At 70.1% G+C, this 18,820-nt stretch carries 19 protein-coding genes; 12 read left to right on the top strand and 7 right to left on the bottom strand.

Features of this window, described 5'->3' with window-relative positions; all coding sequences use genetic code 11:
- The first annotated feature begins 5 nt into the window (after positions 1-5).
- The 5 genes from VJ109_RS10190 to VJ109_RS10170 all read left to right on the top strand — a co-directional run bounded on the left by VJ109_RS10190 (position 6) and on the right by VJ109_RS10170 (position 5,135).
- Positions 6-962 carry a WD40/YVTN/BNR-like repeat-containing protein gene (locus VJ109_RS10190; RefSeq protein WP_324756512.1) on the top strand — a complete coding sequence of 319 codons (957 nt, stop codon included), beginning with the start codon at positions 6-8 and terminating at the stop codon, positions 960-962.
- 61 nt (positions 963-1,023) lie between these two features.
- Positions 1,024-2,004, top strand: coding sequence for an AAA family ATPase (locus VJ109_RS10185; protein WP_324756510.1), 981 nt, complete (start codon positions 1,024-1,026; stop codon positions 2,002-2,004).
- Positions 2,005-2,054: 50 nt separating this feature from the next.
- A complete protein-coding gene (locus VJ109_RS10180) occupies positions 2,055-2,726 on the top strand; it encodes a DUF4129 domain-containing protein (RefSeq protein WP_324756508.1) in 672 nt (223 codons plus the stop codon).
- On the top strand, positions 2,723-4,645 hold the full coding sequence (locus VJ109_RS10175; RefSeq protein ID WP_324756505.1) for a DUF58 domain-containing protein: 1,923 nt from the start codon (positions 2,723-2,725) through the stop codon (positions 4,643-4,645). Before VJ109_RS10180 ends, VJ109_RS10175 begins: the two co-directional genes overlap by 4 nt.
- On the top strand, positions 4,629-5,135 hold the full coding sequence (locus tag VJ109_RS10170; protein ID WP_324756503.1) for a DUF7519 family protein: 507 nt from the start codon (positions 4,629-4,631) through the stop codon (positions 5,133-5,135). Before VJ109_RS10175 ends, VJ109_RS10170 begins: the two co-directional genes overlap by 17 nt.
- Position 5,136: 1 nt before the next feature.
- On the opposite strand, the gene VJ109_RS10165 is transcribed toward VJ109_RS10170, so the two are convergent.
- Complete coding sequence (locus VJ109_RS10165) at positions 5,137-5,523, bottom strand: hypothetical protein (RefSeq protein WP_324756502.1); 387 nt, start codon at positions 5,521-5,523, stop codon at positions 5,137-5,139.
- A gap of 121 nt (positions 5,524-5,644) precedes the next feature.
- On the opposite strand from VJ109_RS10165, the gene VJ109_RS10160 reads away from it, so the two are divergent.
- Together VJ109_RS10160 and VJ109_RS10155 are read left to right on the top strand one after the other, a co-directional pair.
- Positions 5,645-6,091: a DUF5518 domain-containing protein gene (locus VJ109_RS10160; RefSeq protein WP_324756500.1), complete on the top strand. Its 447-nt coding sequence runs from the start codon at positions 5,645-5,647 to the stop codon at positions 6,089-6,091.
- Between the two features lie 51 nt (positions 6,092-6,142).
- Positions 6,143-7,225, top strand: coding sequence for a geranylgeranyl reductase family protein (locus VJ109_RS10155; RefSeq protein ID WP_324756498.1), 1,083 nt, complete (start codon positions 6,143-6,145; stop codon positions 7,223-7,225).
- A gap of 1 nt (position 7,226) precedes the next feature.
- Here VJ109_RS10155 and VJ109_RS10150 read toward each other — a convergent pair whose 3' ends face one another.
- The gene (locus VJ109_RS10150) at positions 7,227-7,472 is read right to left on the bottom strand and encodes a DUF8151 family protein (RefSeq protein WP_324756496.1); all 246 of its coding nucleotides are present in this window, start codon (positions 7,470-7,472) and stop codon (positions 7,227-7,229) included.
- Between the two features lie 81 nt (positions 7,473-7,553).
- Here VJ109_RS10150 and VJ109_RS10145 point away from each other — a divergent pair, with 81 nt between their 5' ends.
- Together VJ109_RS10145 and VJ109_RS10140 are read left to right on the top strand one after the other, a co-directional pair.
- A complete protein-coding gene (locus tag VJ109_RS10145) occupies positions 7,554-7,781 on the top strand; it encodes a DUF7860 family protein (RefSeq protein WP_324756494.1) in 228 nt (75 codons plus the stop codon).
- Between the two features lie 69 nt (positions 7,782-7,850).
- The gene (locus VJ109_RS10140; RefSeq protein WP_324756492.1) at positions 7,851-8,246 is read left to right on the top strand and encodes a hypothetical protein; all 396 of its coding nucleotides are present in this window, start codon (positions 7,851-7,853) and stop codon (positions 8,244-8,246) included.
- Here the strand turns inward: VJ109_RS10140 and ygfZ are convergent.
- The 4 genes from ygfZ to mutL form a co-directional block, all read right to left on the bottom strand.
- Positions 8,237-9,322, bottom strand: coding sequence for a CAF17-like 4Fe-4S cluster assembly/insertion protein YgfZ (gene ygfZ / locus VJ109_RS10135; RefSeq protein ID WP_324756491.1), 1,086 nt, complete (start codon positions 9,320-9,322; stop codon positions 8,237-8,239). The two genes, VJ109_RS10140 and ygfZ, sit on opposite strands and share 10 nt — an antisense overlap.
- Before the next feature lie 38 nt (positions 9,323-9,360).
- On the bottom strand, positions 9,361-10,614 hold the full coding sequence (locus VJ109_RS10130) for a carboxypeptidase regulatory-like domain-containing protein (RefSeq protein ID WP_324756490.1): 1,254 nt from the start codon (positions 10,612-10,614) through the stop codon (positions 9,361-9,363).
- A gap of 48 nt (positions 10,615-10,662) precedes the next feature.
- Positions 10,663-11,604 (bottom strand): sugar kinase, encoded by a 942-nt coding sequence (locus tag VJ109_RS10125; RefSeq protein ID WP_324756489.1) that lies wholly within the window; start codon positions 11,602-11,604, stop codon positions 10,663-10,665.
- Positions 11,605-11,686: 82 nt separating this feature from the next.
- Positions 11,687-13,834, bottom strand: a complete 2,148-nt coding sequence (mutL, locus tag VJ109_RS10120; RefSeq protein WP_324756487.1) for a DNA mismatch repair endonuclease MutL — start codon at positions 13,832-13,834, stop codon at positions 11,687-11,689.
- A 131-nt stretch (positions 13,835-13,965) separates the two neighbouring features.
- Here mutL and VJ109_RS10115 point away from each other — a divergent pair, with 131 nt between their 5' ends.
- The 3 genes from VJ109_RS10115 (at position 13,966) to VJ109_RS10105 (ending at position 16,014) form a co-directional block, all read left to right on the top strand.
- Positions 13,966-14,136 (top strand): hypothetical protein, encoded by a 171-nt coding sequence (locus VJ109_RS10115; protein WP_324756486.1) that lies wholly within the window; start codon positions 13,966-13,968, stop codon positions 14,134-14,136.
- Positions 14,137-14,212: 76 nt separating this feature from the next.
- Entirely contained in the window at positions 14,213-15,466 is a 1,254-nt protein-coding gene (locus VJ109_RS10110) for an HAD family hydrolase (protein ID WP_324756484.1), read from the top strand.
- Positions 15,467-15,507: 41 nt separating this feature from the next.
- Positions 15,508-16,014 (top strand): hypothetical protein, encoded by a 507-nt coding sequence (locus VJ109_RS10105; protein ID WP_324756483.1) that lies wholly within the window; start codon positions 15,508-15,510, stop codon positions 16,012-16,014.
- 73 nt (positions 16,015-16,087) lie between these two features.
- On the opposite strand, the gene mutS is transcribed toward VJ109_RS10105, so the two are convergent.
- A complete protein-coding gene (mutS, locus tag VJ109_RS10100; RefSeq protein WP_324756481.1) occupies positions 16,088-18,817 on the bottom strand; it encodes a DNA mismatch repair protein MutS in 2,730 nt (909 codons plus the stop codon).
- Between the last annotated feature and the right edge of the window lie 3 nt (positions 18,818-18,820).

Here is an 18,820-nt window from a genome sequence, read left to right as displayed (position 1 = left end):
TCGGTATGGACACCGCCTACGCCGCGCTCTCCGACCGCGTCCTCGTCGGGGACGGCGACGCCTGGACCGACCGTCTGGTGAGCCACGACGTCGCGTGTCTCGATGTCCACCCCGACACGCCCGACCGGGTGTTCGTCGGGACCGTCGACGCCGGCCTCCAGTACACGACCGACGGCGGTAGCTCCTGGCGGACCGCGCTGGACGCCGGCGACCGCGTGACCGCCGTCACCGTCGATCCGCAGGACCCCAAGGTGGTGTGGACCGGGACGGAGCCGAGCGCCGTCTACCGGTCGGACGACGGCGGCGAGAGTTGGACCGAGCGCGACGGACTGACCGACCTGGCGTCGGCCTCCCGGTGGTCGTTCCCGCCCCGCCCCCACACCCACCACGTCCGCTGGCTTGCCGTCGCACCCGACGACCCCGACCGCCTCTACGTCGCCGTCGAGGCCGGCGCCTTCGTCCGGAGTCCCGACGGCGGCCGGACCTGGCTCGACCACCCCGACGGCGCCCGCCGGGACACCCACACGCTCGCGACCCACCCGGACGCCCCGGATCGGGTCTACACCGCCGCCGGCGACGGCTACGCCCGCTCTGACGACCGCGGCGAGACGTGGACCCACCCACAGGACGGCCTCGCTCATCGCTACGTCTGGAGCGTCGCCGTCCATCCGGACGACCCGGAGACGGTGGTCGTCTCGGCCGCGAGCGGCCCCCGGGCCGCCCACTCGACGACCGGGGAGAGCTACGTCTATCGCTCGGTCGGCGACGGATGGGAGCGTGCGATGGACGGCCTCCCGGGCCCGGACGGACTGGCCCGGGCGGTGCTCGCCGGGAGCGAGACTGCCGTCTACGCGCTGGCGAACCGCGGGCTGTTCCGATCCGAGGGCGGAGCAGACTGGCACCGAGTGGGGCAGTGGCACCCCGACTACGACCAGGTACCGCGCGGCTTGGCGGTCGTCTGAGCGGGACTGTCGGGGTCGACTGTCGTAATGACTATCATGTTTGCCCGTCGACAACCGGTCGATGGACGTTGCGCAAGCCCGCTCTGAATGCGAACAGGTCCTCCAGACCGTCTCGTCGTCGGTCGTCGCCGACGACGAGTTCCTCGAGACAGTACTGACAGCCGTCCTCGCGAAGGGACACGTCCTCATCGAGGACGTTCCAGGGACCGGGAAGACGCTGACCGCCCGCAGTTTCGCGTCGGCGCTGGGCCTCTCGTTCTCACGGGTCCAGTTCACGCCGGACCTCCTGCCGGCTGACGTCACGGGGACCCAACTGTACCGCGAGAGCGACGACGCCTTCGAGTTCAGCGAGGGACCGATATTCGCCAACTTCGTGCTGGCCGACGAGATCAACCGGGCACCGCCGAAGACCCAGGCGGCGCTGCTGGAGGCGATGGCCGAACGCCAGGTGACCGTCGGCGGCGAGACTCACCCCCTTCCCGACCCGTTCGTCGTCGTCGCGACCCAGAACCCCGTCGAGAGCGAGGGCGTGTTCCCCCTGCCCGCGGCACAGCGCGACCGGTTCCTGATCAAGACGAGCATCGGCTATCCCGACCCGACCGCCGAGCGGGGGTTGTTGCGCCAGCGGACCCGCCGGGACGAGCAGACGCCGTCGGTGCGGACGGTGCTCGACCCCGAGCGCGTTCGGTCACTCCAGGCGGTTCCGGAGACCGTCACCGTCCACGACGACATCGTCGGGTACATCACCGATATCGCACAGGCGACCCGCGACGACACGCGCGTCGAGGTCGGGGTCTCGCCCCGCGGGACACAGCGGTTGCTCGAAGCCACGCGGGCGCGGGCGATCGTCGACGGCAGGGCCTTCGTCCGGCCGGTCGACGTCACCGCGGTCGCCGAACCGGTCCTCGCACACCGGCTCTCCCTGACCGCGGACGCGTCGGTCGACGGAACGACGCCGGCGGCAGTCGTCTCGGGGACCCTCGACAGCGTCCCGGCGCCGACCGTCTCGCCGCCGGAGGAGCGAGTGGCGACGGAGGGGTGAGCCGATGCCCGAGGAGACAGCCGCGAGACGCCCCCGGCGGAGGCGGTAGCGTGCGGCGACTCGTCCCGGTCGCGCTCGCGTCGCTGGCCGTCCTCGCGCTGGGCTTGGTCGCCGCGTCCGTCGACACCGTCTCGACGGAACCGGCGGTCGAATCGACCACGACGCCGCCGGAGCGAACCGCCGGGAGCGGCGGCGCCGGGACGGCCACTCCGGAGGCCGACAGGAGCCAATCACAGGGGACCGTCGCCCCACCGGCCAGGACCACCACGACAGCGGCTGCCGACGCCCGTGGGGAGCCGCCGCTCTGGCAGGTCGTCGCCGGGCTCGGGCTGTTCCTCCTGGGTAGCCTCCTCGCCCTGTACGGCCTGACCGGCGGCGACGAGGCCGAGTCGACGGAAGACGAGGAGCGCCCACGGGAACCGACCGTCCCCGACCCGAGCCGCGTGACCCTGGCCGGTGACGTGCCCGCGACGAACGATGTCTACCGCGCCTGGCGGGCGTTGTGTGCGCAGGTCGAGGCCGGGGACGCGGGCGATACGCCGGCAGAGGTCGCGACGGCGGCGGTCGCCGCCGGCTACCCGGAACCGGCAGTCAGCGCACTCACCGAGTCGTTCTGTGCCGTCAGGTACGGCGATGCCTGTCCGACGGAGCGCCGGGAACGGCGAGCCCGTGAACTGGCCGATCGGCTCGGATTCCCGCCGACAGAGGGGGGAGCGACGTGACCGCCCGGAGTCGGCCGGCCGTCCTCGTCGGCGTCCTCGCGGCAGCGGGTGGACTCACGCTGGCACTGGTGCCGGGCGGGACACTGCTGCCGCGGGTCGTGGCGACGCTGGCGACCGTCGCCGTCGGGCTCGCAGCGGTCCTCCTCGCGGCCGACCGCCTGTTCGGGGACGACGAATCGTCGGTGACGCTGCCGACCCCGGAGACCCGGCCGGCCTACAGCGTCCCGGGCACCGAACTCCGGGAGCTCTTAACCGCCGTGGGCCTGGTCGGTCGACGGCGACTCGCCGACGCCGCCGTCGAGTCGGACGAGCCGACGCCGCGCGAACGGCTCCGGGCGAGCCTCCAGTGCCTCGGCGAGGACGTACTGTCCCGGGTCGAGGGACTCCCGCGCGCGGCCGCGAACGAGCGGCTCCGACGGGGAGACTGGACCGACGACCCGGCCGCGGGCGCGTTCTTCGCCGGCGACCTGTGTCCGCCGCTGTCCCGCTGGGCGTACCTCCCGGGTCGAGGGGGCGAACTGCCGATCGTCGAGCGGGCGTGCCACGCCGTCACGGCCCTCGCCGACCGGGCCGACGGCGGGACCCCCCGGCCGGACGCGCGGCTCGACCCACCGGCCGCCACGGGCGGGGATACCGACTGGCCACCCGACGACCTGCCGCGGGAACGGACGACCGGACGGACCAGGCTGGTCGTCGCCGCGGTCCTGCTGGCCAGCGCGGTCGGGACCGTCCTCGGCTACCCGGGAACCGTCCTGACCGCGACCCTCGGCGTCTCGCTGGCCGGGGCAGCGAAGGTGTGGTCGCCGGTGGTCGAACTGACGGTGTCGCGCTCGCTCGACGCGACGACGCCGGCCCCGGGCGAGGCGGTGACGGTCACGGTCACGGTCGAGAACGTCGGCACGACGACCCTGCCCGACGTCCGGCTAATCGACGGGGTACCGACCGGGCTGACGGTCGCCGACGGCCACCCTCGGTTCACGACGGCGCTGCGTCCGGGACGGGCCAGGACGGTCTCGTACACGGTCAGGGCCGTCCCGGGACGACACACGTTCGACCCGGCAACCGTCGTCGTCGGCGACATCGCCGGTGCGACGGAGACGGTGACGACCGTCGGGGCCGCCGACGGCCCGACGGAGCTCCACTGTGGCTTCGGGAAACAGGAGGAGGAGTCGGTCGAGCGACGGTCGCAGGTCACGCTCGACGCCGGCCAACAAGTGGCCGACGCCAGCGGTTCGGGCGTGGAGTTCGACACACTCCGGGAGTACCGCCCCGGCGACCCGCCCGCCCGCATCGACTGGCACCACCGGGCGAAGACGGGCGACCTCGCGACGGTAGAGCTCCGCGAACCGCGACTGGCACGCGTCGCCGTCGTCGTCGACACGCGTCCGGCGGCGTACGTCGCGGCGAGCCCCGGCGGCGTCCCCGCACCCCGCCACGCCGCCGTCGCCGCGGACGCGGTGGTCGGCCGCCTGCTCGCGGAAGGGGTCCCGGTCGGGCTGGCGACGACGGCAGGGGACTGCTGGCGACCGCCACGGGCGGGAGACGAACAGCGGGCGGCGTTACGGACGCTGCTGGCCGGCGGGGACGCCGTCCCCTGGCGGCCGGTGACAGCGTCTGCGACAGGCGAGGATGTCGCGTCGAGCCTCGCCGCGCGGTTCGACCCGGACGTGCAGGTACTGTTCGTCTCACCGATGTGTGACGACGAAAGCGTCAACCTGGCGCGTCGCTTGGAACTGGCCGGGAACGACACCACCGTCGTCAGTCCGGACTGTACCGACGCAGCCACAGTCGAAGGGGTGTACGGTCGCCTCGTTCGCCGACAGCGACTTTCCACGCTCCGCAGCCACGGTATCCCGGTGACCGACTGGGACCCGGCGGAGGAACTCGGGGAGGTGTGTAGCCGTGTCCCGCTCGTCTGAGGTCCACGGGAACGACGGTCCACCGCGGTTCAGCGTCGGCCTCAGCGCCCTCGCCGCCGTCGTCGTGCTGGTGCTCGTGGGGCCGTTTCCCGCGGCGCTGGGCGTCGGGTTGCTGGGCACGCTGTCGGGCGCCGTCGGCGTCGCCCGTGACAGCGGTTGGCTACGGACCCTCGGAGCCGCCGGGCTCTTCGGCGGCGTCCTGCTGGCCGGGACCGCCGGCCGGTCGCCACCGTGGTTGCTGGCCGCCACTGTCCCCGCCGTCCTCTCCTGGGTCACCGCCAGACACGCCTGCCGACTGGGGCGACAAGTCGGTCGCGACGCCCCGACCTTGCGCGTGGAACTCGTCCACGCCGTCTCGACGCTGGCGATCCTGGTCGGTGGCGGTGGCGTCGGCTATCTCACATACCGGTCCGCAGTGACGAGCACGTCTCCCCTCGCGGTCGGGTTGTTGCTCCTCGCTGCCGTCGCCTTCACGATCGCGCTCCGGTGAGTCACACCGTGCCGGCGAACACGAACAGCGGAATCGCGGTCGCGGCCGTCGCGACGGCCGCCAACAGGACGATCTTCAGCGCCTTCCGGCGGTCCGCCCGCACCGCCTCGGCCTCGGCGGCGGCCCCGCTTCCCCCGCCAGAGCCCGTGAGATCGTACCGGGCCAGCGCCCCGAAGGCCACGCAGAACCGGAAGTAGTCCTGGAGGACGCCGATCCAGCCGCCGAAGACGAACGGGACGGTCGCCCACAGCGCCGTCGTCGGGACCGTGTCGAGAGCGACGGCGACGACGACGGCCACAGCAGCCGCGAACGAGCCGATTCCGGCGAACCGCCGGCGGCGTCGCTCGGCCCTGCCGATGTTACAGACGCCAGGTTTGTACTCTGCCATACCGGCCGCCAGGGGTCACAGCGACATATGCTGTCCGGACTATGGGGCGGCGCTCGCAGTGAGCGACGGACCGAGAGACGCGTCGTCGGGATTTATTACCACTGGCTGACAACACCTCGGTGTGACCCGAATCGGTCCCCTCCACGAGTTGAACGACACCTGGCGATACGCCCTCCTCGGCGGTGCCCTCTCGATACCGTTCACCGTCGCCAGCTACTGGCAGTCTGGTTCCGAGATGTCGCTGAGTGCAGTGTTCTTCGCGGCGATCGTCGCCGGCTATCTCGCGAAACAACGCGGCCTCCAGAGCAGCCCAGTCGGCTTCCGAGCAGGCGTCGTCGGGTCGGTCCCGGCGCTGTGGATCGTCTGGGATCTCCTGACGGCCGCGACCGCACTGAGCGGGTCGACCTGGTTCGTGGTCGGTGGCTCGCTCGCGGTGGCGCTGTTCACCCTGATGTTCCTCGGTCTCGTCGTCTCCTTCTCGGCGCTCTTTGGCGCGCTGGGCGGACGGCTCGGCGGCTGGATCGCCGAACGCAGCGGCGGCGGTCGCCGTCCGGCGGCCAGCCACTGACGCCCGGTCGAATCGAGAAGGTACTTGCCCCGTGACACCCTGACGACGTGTATGTACGATGTCGCCGTCGTCGGTGCCGGCCCGGCCGGCTCGCGGTACGCCCGCCAGGCCGCCCGGAACGGGCTCGACGTGGTCGTCTTCGAGCAGGGGACGGTGGGCGAACCACTGGCCTGCTCGGGCCACGTCAGTACGGATATCTGGGAGTACACCGACGACGCGCGGGACGACCTCCTCCAGAACGAGGTCTTCGGGGCGCGGTTTCACACCGGCGGCCCGGGCAGCGACGACTACCCCTTCTACAAGGACGAGGCCGTCTCGAACGTCATCGACCGCGTCGGGCTGGACCGCCACCTGGCCGAGCTGGCACGCGAGGCCGGCGCCGACGTGCGCCAGGACCACACCGTCGTCGGGGTCACCGAGGACCGCGACGGCGTCACCGTCGAAGTCCGCGGTCCCGACGGCATCGAGCGCCACCGCGCGCTGCTGGTCGCGGGCTGTGACGGCCCCAAGAGCCGGGTGCGACGCGAACTGGGGCTGCCGGAGCCCGACGAGTTGCTCCACGGTGTCCTCGGGTTCGACGGGACGGTCGACCACGGCGACTTCGTCGACGTCCACCTCACCGTCCCGCGGTTTTTCGCCTGGCGAATCCCGCGAGGCGAGGCCGGCGTCGAGTACGGCCTGGCGGTCCCGCCGGGCGACGACGCCCCCGGCCGGTTCGAGGAGTTCCTGGCGGGCTACGACGCCGACGTAACCCGCCGCTGTTCGGGACTGATCCCGGTCGGCCCGCCCGAGCGCGTGACCGGCCGGCGGTCGTTCCTGATCGGGGACGCCGCCGCACAGACCAAACCGTTCACCGGCGGGGGCATCCTCTATGGCATGACCGCCGCCGACCACGCCGCGAGTGAGATCGATCCCGCCGACCCCGCGACGCTGGGGGACTACGAGCGGGCCTGGCGCGCGGAACTGCGGACCGACATCAGGCTGGGCCACGCGGTCCGGGCGGGCTACTCGGTCCCGGAGCCGATCCAGCGGCTGGGGATGAAACTCTTCGAAGGGGAGATCGGCGTCCACATGGACCGCCCGACGACCGTCTTCTCGCGCGAGCAACTGAAGGCGCTGCTGTCGCGGTCCTGACTCAGTTCGCCAGCGACTGACCGACCGGCACCACCACTCGCTTGTAGCCGAGCAGATAGATCCCGGCGTACAGTGCGAGCGCACCCATTCCCAGTTCCCAGAGCCCGAAGACGGACTGTCCGGCCAGCAGGTCGGCCAGTCCGGCGTTTTCGGCCAGTGCACCGACGACGGTGAGAACGCCGGCGGCGACAGCGGAGATCACGACTCCGAGGAGTTCCACCAGCGATTCCGTGACGATTCCGTTCATCGACGACTGGTATGCGGGAGGTCGTTGTAATCCTTTCGCTGAACAGAAACGGTCTTTACGACGGAGCGTGGCCCACAGCGTATGGTACAAACACGGAACATGGACCACGCGACGATGGCCAAGCGGGGCTTCCTCCTCGGCGCCGGCCTGTTCGTCGTCGGTGCGCTGGGCGAGACGGTCGGACAGGCCGTCGCCGGTCCGCTCCCCGGCTGGGAACAGCTCCTCCTGACGAACATGGAAGCGTTCGGGATCCTGATCGGGTTGCTGTCGCCGCTCGTGTTCGGGATCATCCTGCCGCTGACCGAGTGAACCGCCAGCCGTCGGTGGGCCACCGAAGTTGGTAGAAGCTATTTATCCCGACCACAACAACCACTGGTCATGCAGACATCACGGTTTACGACCGCTTCGGCCGCAGTCGCGTTGCTCGGCTGTCTGGTCGCGTTCGTCGCGCCGCTGGCGCTCGGTGCCAGCCCCGGCATCCGCGGGAGCGTCACACTGTCGGCCGTCGTCGGGGCCGTCTTCGCCGGCAAGAACGCACAGACGATCCGCGACCGCGGGCGGCCCCGTTTCGCCGCGGGCGTGATGGCGACGGCGCTGGGTGGCTGGCTCATCGTCGCGCCGCTGCAGTACGAGGCCGTCGGGCCGGCACTGACCGCGACCACGCAGTTCGGCGGGATGTGTCTGGCGGCGTTTTCCGCCTACACCGCCCTGGTCGCTATCGAGGGGTATCTCGGGGACGCCGACGCGCGCGGTGACGACACCGGTTACGCGTAGCGGGGCCGCCGCGCCGAGTCGCCGGAGCCATCGACGAACGGCAGGTCAGCGAGGGTAGTGCCGACCTCGCTGCCGTCGACGCGGACGGTCAGGTCCTCCTCGGGTAGCTCCCAGTCGACGGTCGCCAGCGCGATCGACGCGTCGAGGGACGGGCTCTCGACGGCGCGGGTCACCGATCCGACGTGGTCGTCGCCGGCGAAGACCGCCGCGCCAGCCTCGGGCAGGGCATCGACACGGAGGCCGACCAGACGCGTCCGCGGGTGGCCGCGGTTCTCGATCCGCGAGACGACCTCCTGGCCGACGTAACAGCCCTTCTCGAAGTCGAGCGCGGTCCGTAGTCCGAGGTCGTTGGGGAGCGCACCCTCGATCTCGGTGTCGAACAACGGCGTCCCCGCTTCCAGGGTCAGCGTCTCCCAGGTTCGGTAGCCGAAGGGAACGGCGTTGAGCCCGCGGTTGACCAGCGTGTCGAAGACGCGTTCGGCGTCGTCGGCGCCACAGACCACGTCGAAACTCTCCTCGCCGGAGAGGTCGTCGGTGCGGATCACCGTCACGCCGGCGTCACCCAGTTCCCCCCGCTCGAAGGACAGCGGGGCCTCGGGCGTGCCGGTCTGGTGGAGCACGCTCGCGATCTTCTCGGTCGCCTTCGGGCCGTGGACGCCGAAGACGGCGAAGTCGTCGGTCGCGACGGTGATCTCGACGTCCTGGATGAACGTCTTCTCGCGCCACTCCTCGGCCAGCGGTTCGGCCCGCTGGGGTGGGGTAAACACCAGCAGGCGCTCGCCGGCGTTGTAGACGTACATGTCGGTCTCGACGGCGCCCTGTGGGTCCAGCAGAAGCGCGTAACACCCCTCGCCGTCGCCGTCGGGGACGCGGTTCGAGACGGCGTTGTCGACGTAGTCGATACGATCATCGCCGGTGACGACGAGGACGCCGTAGCCGAACTCACAGACGCCGACGACGTTGCGGACCGCCCGGTGAGTCCGCTCGGGGCGGCCGTAGGTGTCGACGACGCGGCGGCCGCCGACGGACCGGAACGTCGCCCCGTGAGCCTCGTGGACGTCCTGGAGAACAGTCATCGCTCCCGGATGGGGGCTTGGGAGGCAAAAGCGTCCCGTTACTGTCGCCGGGCGGCCAGCGCCGCCAGCAGCGCCACGGCGAGGACGGCGAGGGCAGGCGTGAAGCCGGGACCGTCGACCTCGATCAGCCCGCCGGGGCCGTCGGTCGGTGTCGGGGTCGCTGTCGCGGTCGGCGTGGCAGTCGCGGTCGGCGTCGGCGTGGGCGTCCCTTCGTCCCCGCTTTGGACGCCTTCGACCACGATACTCGTCGAGAGCGAGTCCGACCGAGCGGAGAACTCGACCGGCCCGGCGCTCGGTATCTCGGCGGTCAGGACGCCGTTCGCGTTCGTCGTCCCGATCGAACTCCCGTTGCGAGCGACCGTCGCCCCCTCGACGGGATCACCGTACTCGTCCCGAACAGTCAGGCGGGCCGTCTCCCCGACGACGATCCGCCGGTTGTCCGAACTGAGGTTGAGCCGCGGCGTCCGCTGGATGGTGGCGTTGAGCGCCGTCTCGGATTCCCGGACTGTCAGAGTCTGTCGAACCGTCTCGTAGCCGTCCTTGGTGATCGTCGTCCGGTACTGGTCGTTGACCGGGACGCGGATCGTCGCCTCACCGTTCGAGAGCGTCTGGACCGAGCCGGCCGAACCGACCGTGACCGTCGCGTTCCGCACCGGCTGGGGCTCCTCGAAGTGGTCGTCGATGACCGTGAACGTGACCAGCGCCGACCCCTCTTCGATCGTGATTTCGCGACGTGGTTGGCCTTCGAGGACGCGGGTGACCCGGGTGTCGAAGTAGCCGGCCTTGGAGACGGTGACGCGGTACTCCCCCTCCTCGATGCGCTGTGAGGTGATCCGGCCGTCCTCGTCGGTCGATCGGTCGGTGACGAACTTGCCCGAGCGATACAGCGTCACGCGGGCGTCGGAGACCGGTTGGCCGTTACCGTCGACGGCCGTGATGGTGGCGACGGCCGCCTCCGAAACCTCGACGCGGACCTCCCTGCTGGAGGCGTCTTCGACCGACACCGGCGTGTTCCGGACGTAGGTGTCGTCGTCGATGGTGATCGTGACATCCGCTCCCTCGGGAACGTCGACGAGCGCCTGGCCGCTGGCGCGAGTCGTCTCGTTGACCGGGCCGCCGCCGTCGTTCCACGTCGCGGAGACGCCGGCACCGCTGACGGGGTCACCGTCCTGGTCGACGACAGTGACGGTGAGTGTCACCTGAGACTGTGCGACAGCAGGAGCGGGGACGAGTGCCGCCGTCAACCCCACTGCGAGGAGACAGACAGCGAGCGACCGCCACGGTGTGTGCATAGTCGGGATGACACGTGGCGGCCGTAAATCTCTGTCGGCAGGATGAGATTATCGGCGACCCGACGTTTCCCGGTCGACCAGCGCCGCCACTTCCTCGGCCTCGATAGGGACCAACGGACCGGGCATGGTCCGTGCCAGCGCGGCGGCGGCAGTCCCGTACAGCAGCGCTTCGTCGGTCGCGCTGCCGGCGATCAGTCGGTCGATAATCGCCCCGACGAACGCGTCGTGTTGGCCGGAGCTGTCGACGATATCGGTCTCGATTGCGTCACGTTCGTGGACGACGCCGTCGTGGTACGCGACCGCGCCGTGTTCGCTACGCGTGAGAAAGACGTAGTCGAAGTCGTACGACGAAGCGAGCGTGTGTGTCAACTCGCGTGGAGAACCGCTGCGGTCGAAGACGGTCGTCGCCTCCGCCTCGTTGAGAAAGAGGACGTCGACGGCGTCGAAGAGACGCTCCAGGCGCTCACGGGCCGTGTCGGCGTCCCAGAGCCCGGGGTCGAAGTCCAGATCGAGCGCTCGGGCGCCGGAGGTGGCCCGCAAGACTGCCCCCAGGGTCTCGGCGGCGGTGTCCGACAGCGCGGCCGTCGACCCCGCGGCGAACACCACGTCGGCAGCCTGGATCACGTCCATCGGCAGTTCGCCGGGCGTGATCGTCGCGGCCGCGACGCGCTCCCGGTCCTGGATGAGCCGATCCTCGCGGGGCGGCGCAGCGTCCTCGTAGAAGGTCAGCCCCTGTCGATCGCCGTCGTCGGACCAGACGACCTCCGTCTCCAACCCGTGTTCGTGGAGTTCGGCGACGACACGCCGACCCAGCGGCGTGTCCGGGAGCTTCGAGAGCCAGACACTCTCGGTCCCGAGCCGACTGGCCGTCGTCGCGACGTTGCTCGCGGTCCCGTCCGCACGCAGGGACACCTCTCGGGCCGTCTCGAATCGGTGGCCCTCCGGCGGGGCAAAGCGAAGGGCCGTCTCACCGAAGCTGACGAGTGTCATACCACGCCAATCGGCAGTATCCGACTTAGTTCACACGCCTCCCTCGGTGAATCCGACCGGCGGGCACCCCGAACGAACGCGGTCAGTCCCGGCGGCCGCCGTGGCCCGGGTAGTCCCGCTCGAAGCGGTCCTGCAGTTCCGTGTGATCGATCTCGATGATCGTCGGTCGACCGTGGGGGCAAGCGTAGGGGTTCTCACAGTCGTCCAGCGCCGCCAATAGCTCTCGGACCGACCCCTCCGCGAGCGAGGTGTTGCCCGTCACCGAGGGATAACAGGCCAGGTCGCCCAGCAGTTCGTCGGCCGCCGCCTCGACCGTCGCCGCGGCTTCGTCGGCGCTCTCGACGAACGCCCCCAGCACGTCCCGGACGATCTCCGGTCCAGCGGCGTCGGCGATGACACCGGGGAGGGTGCGTACCTCGACAGTTCGCTCGCCGGTCCGAGCGGTGTGAAAGCCCAGGCTCGCCAGCGCGTCCGTTCGATCGGCCAGCACCGCCGCCTCTCGGGCAGTGAGCTCCAGTTCGACCGGCTCGGCCAGCGCCTGTGTGGTCGTCTCGCCGTCGAACTTCGCCTGCAGTCGCTCGTAGTTGACCCGCTCGTCGGCGGCGTGCTGGTCGATCACCACGAGCCCGTCGTCGGTCTCGGCGACGACGTAGGTCTCCTGGAGCTGGCCGAGAATCCGCATCGACGGCAGCCGGTCGTGGTCGGTCTCGGGGTCCCCGCCGAGTCGCGCCTGGTCGTGCCCGCCGGCGAACTTCCGGTCGGGGTCGACGCCGGCACCGGAGTCAGTCGAGCCGGCCGTCCCGGTGCTGTCGCCGGAATTCGGCCGTGTCGCTGTCCCCGGGCGATCCACGCTCGCGTCCCCGCCGGGCTGTCGATCCGCGTCCGTTTCCGTGGCGGAGTCCGGTCGGTCGGTGGCTGTGGTGTCCGTCTCGGGCTCTGACGGCGGTCCCGAATCGCCGGCGGTCGTCCCGCTCGCCCCGCGACCGGCGGCGCCGGACGAGGACGGACTCGAAGCAGCGGTGTCCTCGTCGTCGGTTCCACCCGAAGTGGTGGCGTCGGACGGAGTCGCGGCGTCGGTCGACTCCGTGCCGGCCGCGCCGTCGCGTCCCGGCGTGATCTCGGTCTGTTCGGGCTGTGAGCGGCCGCGTGGAGCAGCCGAGCGCAACAACCCCTCGCGCAACAGGGCGTCCTCGACGGCCGTCCGGACCTGCTCGCGGACCCCCTCGTCGTCGGCGAAGCGGACCTCCATCTTCCGGGGATGGACGTTCACGTCCACGTCGCCGGCCGGCACGTCCAGAAAGAGGACGGCGAAGGGGTAGCGGTCCGGTGCCAGTTGGGTCCCGTAGGCGTCGATCGCGGCGTCGTGGGCCGTCTTTGCCCGGACGTACCGCCCGTTGACGTACGTCGAGAGGTACTCCCGGCCGGCCCGCGTTGTCTCCGGATGCGAGACCAGGCCGGAGACGCCGTCCAGCGGTCCGTCCGGGAGGTCGTCGCCGTCACTCCGCGGGTCACTTCGTTCTCCGCTCCGTCGGTCCGCGGGGCTCGCGCCCGCGTGGACCGCTATCATCGACTCGGCGACCTCGCGACCGTAGACCGACAGCACGGTCTCCCGGAGGGTGCCTTGGCCGGTCGTCGCGAACGTCTCGCGGCCGTCGTGGGACAGCGAGACGGCCACGTCGGGGTTCGCCAGCGCGTAGCTCGTGACGACGGTGTTGACGTGGGCGAACTCCGTCGAGGCCTGCTTGAGGTACTTCCGGCGGGCCGGGACGTTGTAGAAGAGGTCGTCGACGGCGACGGTCGTCCCCTCCGGACAGCCGGCCGGTCCCACGTCGGTCACCTCGCCGCCCTCGACGACGAGTTCGGTCCCCACGTCGCCCCCGCGGGGTCGGGTCGTGATCGTCAGCCGCGAGACGGCACCGATCGCGTGTAACGCCTCCCCGCGGAACCCCAGCGTGCCGACGCCGCCCTCCAGATCGGCGATGTCGCTGATCTTCGAGGTCGTGTGTTGCTCGACGGCCCGCTGGACCGATTCTCGATCCATGCCGACGCCGTCGTCGCTGACGCGGACCCCTTCGGTCCCGCCGGCCTCGACGGTCACCTCCACCCGGTCGGCGTCGGCGTCGATAGCGTTCTCGACCAGTTCCTTCACGACGGAGGCGGGCCGCTCGACCACCTCGCCGGCCGCGATGCGTTCGACGGTCCGCTCGTCGAGTTGCTGGATGTCGGTCATGTCGGTCCCCGCGTGGTCATTATCGCTCGTAACGGACGCAGCGACTTGAGCGTGACTGGCTCGCGCCTATCACGCGGAGTATGAAAACCGTTAACATAGATCAGTCCTCAGCCCCGGATAGGTGAGCGACAATGTGCCACCACAGAGACCACGATAGCGAGTGGACCACAGCGAACGAATCGCTGGATACCGACGAGGAGACCGAGAGCGAGGAGACCGATCCCGACCTGCCGTCGTTCCTCAACGAGATAGCGACGGACGAGGACATCGAGCTCCTGACCGACGGCGGCGACGAGGCGTAGCCACCGGCCGTTTTTCCACCGCGTGTCGACCGGGCGAGTGAAGTGTCCCCACGGCGACTGCGGGAGTACGACACCGATGGAGCAGTACGACCAGCTCTACCGACTATACGAGGACATGGACACGGCGACACTGCGGGCCTACCAGGAGTTCGTCGATCTGTTCCCGCCGCTTGACTCGCCGATCACGCTCGAACAGTGGGGCGAGATCAAGGAAGAACTGGAGGGCCGGAAGGCCGTCGTCGCCGAGCAGTTCCCGGTCACCGGCGAGACCTACGCCGAGATCGCCGCACGGCTCACCCGCGACGAGGCCTTCACCGCGTTGGACCTCTACACCAAACACGACCGGGCGGTCAACGTTCTCGTGTTGGACGTCGACGAGACGCTCCGGTCGGCCGGCTACACCGACAACGAGATCCCCCGCAATACGCTGCACCTGCTGACCGAGTTCCACGAGGCGGGCGTCCCCATCGTCGTCTGTACCGGCCAGACCCTGGAGAACGTCAAGGGGTTCACCATCCAGGGACTGGGCAACGACATCGTCTCATCGGGGTCGGTCAGCATCGTCTACGAGTCCGGCAACGGTGTCTTCACGCCCGGCCACGGTCCGGACACCAAACGGCTCCTCTACGAGGACCTTGATCCGGCTATCGTCGGCGTCTTCGATGCCGTCCGCCGGCGCGTCCTCTCGGAGGCCCCCGAGGGGTTCGCTCACCGAGTCCACCTCCAGGGCAACGAGTTCAACGTCACGCTCAAACCGAACGCCGAGATCGGCAGCGAGACCGCCGTTGAAGTCATCGACGAAGGGGTCGGATACCTCTGTGATCTGATCGGCCGCGTCGTCGCCGACGAGACCGAGACGGCCCTGGACCGCCCGGCGGCGGCCGCCAGGACCTACTTCGGCCGCGATCCCGAGATCCGAGCGGTGTTCGAGGACGACGAGGCCGTCGACGTGGACCTCGACGCCGTCCCCGAGGCGTTCCTCGACGTGCTCGAACGGATCGACGTGGGCTACTACGAGGGCGACGCCGTCGAACTCGTCAGTCTGGAACTGGACAAGGCCGCCGGCGTCGAGGCCGCACTGGACGTACTGGACATCGCGGACCCGTTCGCGCTCGTGATGGGCGACAGCAAGAGCGATCTCCGCGTGATGGAGTGGGTCGCCGAGCGCGACGCCGGCATCGCTGCCGCGCCCGACCACGCGTCGAGCGGCGTCCTCGCCCACGTCCGGTCCCACGACGACCTGGTCTTCGAGGCCGGCGACGCTACCTCGGTGCTTCGGGTCGCCTACGGGAGCCGGCTGCTGGCGGCGCTGGACGACCGTCGTCCCTGAGCGACACCAAAAGATTAGACACTCCAGCGCCCAGTACGGGTATGTCCCTGGACTCGGTGTTCGGGCAGGTCCCGGACCCACAGTCACACTCGTTTCCCAGTTACTCGCTCCCACAGGGCGAGCCGGTACGCCCGATCGCAGTGACGGCGGCCGAACTGGAGACGCTGTTGTCGCTCTACGAGACGTTCGCGGCGGTCGATCCGACCGGGATCGACAGCAACCCGTTCCTGCGGGCGACCAGCGACTTCCTCGAAGAGACGTTCGGGACGACCCTGGAACGGCCCGACGACCGGCTCCACGACGACATCGCCTCGACGCTCAACGACTTCGCCGAGGCCGTAGACGGGGCCACCGTCGGCGTCGTCGACGCGACCGCACTCCACCACCGGACGCTGTATTTCTTCCTGACGGGAGCGAAGGGCTATCACCTGGCGCCCCACATCCAGTTCGACCCGGACCCGGCGGCCGTCGAGACGCTAAACGAAGTGTTCCAGCGGGTACTCGACCAGGAGTTCTACCTCAAACGCCCGAAATCGGTGCTGGAGTAGCGCCGCCGGTTCGGGTTCCAGTCGCCGGTCCACAGGTGGGCACGCCACCGGCATCAGTGTCACCGTCGTGGCGTCATTCTTCGAGGTCGTCTTGCCAGGACTGGACTTTCGCCATCAACTCGACCGGTGGCGTCTCGTTGACGTCCAGTTCCGAGAGGGCCGCCAACACCGCCTCGGCGTCCTCGCCGAAGCGGTCGGTGACGGCATCGGTCGGTGCCGTCGCGCCGCCGTCGGCGCTGGCCTGTTGCTCGCCGGCCATCGCCCCCTCCGCGGCGGCGAAACTACCCGACGAGAGGTCGAAGACGGCCTGTTTCGTCCCGCTACCGCTGCTCCCTCTGGCCTCGATGGCCTTCTCCTCGCGGAGGCGATCCAGCACCGCCTGTGAGCGGTCGACGACCGGTTCGGGAACGCCAGCCATGTCCGCGACGTGAATACCGTAGCTCCGGTCGGTCGGACCGTCCCGGACCGTCCGGAGGAAGGTCACGTCGTCTTCGCCGTCCTCGGGGTCGCCGGCGACGGCGACGTGGACGTTCTCGACCCGGTCGAGGTGGTCCGCCAGCGTCGTCAGTTCGTGGTAGTGGGTCGCAAACAACGTCTTCGCGCGGACCTCGTTGTGCAGGTACTCCGTGGCCGCCCACGCGATCGAGATGCCGTCGAAGGTAGCGGTCCCGCGGCCGACCTCGTCTAAGATGACCAGCGACTCCTCGGTCGCTGAGTGGAGGATGTTCGACAGCTCCTGCATCTCGACCATGAACGTCGACCGGCCCTGTGCGAGTTCGTCAAGGGCGCCGACGCGAGTGTAGATGCCGTCGACGACCCCGACTGTGGCCGAGCGTGCCGGGACGAAACTGCCGGCCTGGGCCAAAAGCGTCAGCAGCGCCGCCTGGCGCATGTACGTCGACTTCCCGCTCATGTTGGGGCCGGTGACGACCAGGAACTGCCGGTCCTCGTCCATGTAGAGGTCGTTGGGAACGAACTCGGTGGTCTGTTCGACGACCGGATGGCGGCCGGCCTCGATCGACAGTTCACGGCCCTCGGTCAGTTCCGGCCGGGTCCAGTCGTTCGCGACGGCATGCGTCGCGAGCGACCCGAGCGCGTCGATCTCCGCCAGCGCCCGGCCCACGTCCTGCAACAGCGTCGCGCGGTCGGCGACCCGCTCGCGCACGTCCTGGAACCGCTCGTACTCCATGTCGTGGCGGCGCTCCTCCAGTCGGAGGACGTCCCGCTCTTTCTCGTCGAGTTCCGGGATGGTGTACCGCTTGGAGTTCTTGAGCGTCTTGATCTCCTCGTAGTCGTCGGGCACCTGGTCGGTCTCGCTCTTCCCGACCTGGATGTAGTAGCCGTCGGTCTTGTTGCGGTCGACCGAGAGGTGGGTGATCCCGGTCCGGTCTTTCTCCCGCTCCGGCAGCGTCTCCAGCCACTCCAGGGCGGCCTCGTGTTCCTCGATGAGGTCGTCGAGGGCCGCGTCGTAGCCCCGGCGGAACAGCCCGCCCTGCGTGACGGTCCCGGGCGGGTCCTCGACGAGCGCGTCGTCGAGTTCCGCCGCCAGTGTCGCGGCGGCCTCGCGGTCGGCGCCGGCCAGCGCGTCCGCCAGCGGCGAGTCGGCCAGGCGCTCCGTCTCCGCGACGGCGTCGGCGATCCGTGGGAGCAGTGCCAGCGTCTCCTGGACGGCCCGGAGGTCTCGCGCGTCGGCGCTGCCGGAGGTCGCCCGGGCGGCCAGCCGTTCGAGGTCGTAGGCGTCACCCAGCGTCTCTCGGATGGTCTCGCGGGCCATCGCTGCCCGGGTCAGCGCCGCCACGCTGGACTGGCGACGGCGCAGTTCCCCCCGATCGCGGCGGGGCCGCTGGAGCCAGCGCCGCAGGAGTCGCCCGCCGGCGGCGGTGACAGTGTGATCGATCGTCTCGAACAGCGATCCCGAACTGTCCCCTTGCATGGTCTCGGTGAGTTCGAGGTTGCGCTGGGTCGTCGCGTCCAGGTCGACGGTCTCGCGGGCGCCGTAGGCCTGCAACCGCGTGACCGCTGCCAGCGTGCCGACGCCGGTCTCCTCGACGTAGGCCAGCGCGGCACCGGCGGCAGCGATGGCCGCGTCGTCGTCGGCGACACCGACGCTGTCGAGCGTCTCGGCCCCGAACTGCTCGCGGACCCGGTGGCGAGCACGGCCGGGCGCGAACGCCTCCGTGGCGTGTAGGGTCAGCGTCGCGTCGGTCCGCTCGCGAAGGCGGTCGAGGAACTCGTCGTCCCCCCGCAGGTCCGGCCCCGGCAGGATCTCGGCCGGCGAGAAGGTGTACAGCTCCGAGAGCACCGCACCCGGGTCGGCGTCATCGAGTTGTGTCACCTGGAACTGGCCGGTCGTCACGTCGGCGAACGCCAGGCCGTAGGTGTCGCCATCGCTGGACCCCGTGTTGCCCGAGGCACCCCGACCCTCGCTGTCCCGGACGACCGTCGCGAGGTACTGGGCCGCGTCGTCACCCGTCTCGACGTGCGTGCCAGGAGTGACCACGCGGGTGATCTCCCGGGCGTGGCCGTCGGCCGTCTCGTGTTGGTCGGCTACGGCGACCCGGTAGCCCCGTTCGACGAGCGCCGAGACGTACGGCGTCAGATCGTCGACCGGGACGCCGGCCATCGGATACGAAGAACCGTGCGAGGACTTCTGGCTCACCTTCAGGTCGAGTTCGTCCGCCACCAGTTCGGCGTCCTCGTCGAAGAACTCGTAGAAGTCCCCACACTGCATCGTCAGCACGTCGGCGTCGGTCTCCTCCTTGAGCGCGAGGAACTCCCCGACGATACCCGTCGCCTCTGTCATATC

The sequence above is a fragment of the Haloarcula montana genome (genome assembly GCF_035666295.1).
In the GTDB taxonomy this organism is placed as follows: Archaea; Halobacteriota; Halobacteria; order Halobacteriales; family Haloarculaceae; genus Haloarcula; species Haloarcula montana.
The sequence above is the reverse complement of the archived record's forward strand: the minus strand, read 5'-3'. Positions and strand labels throughout refer to the sequence as shown.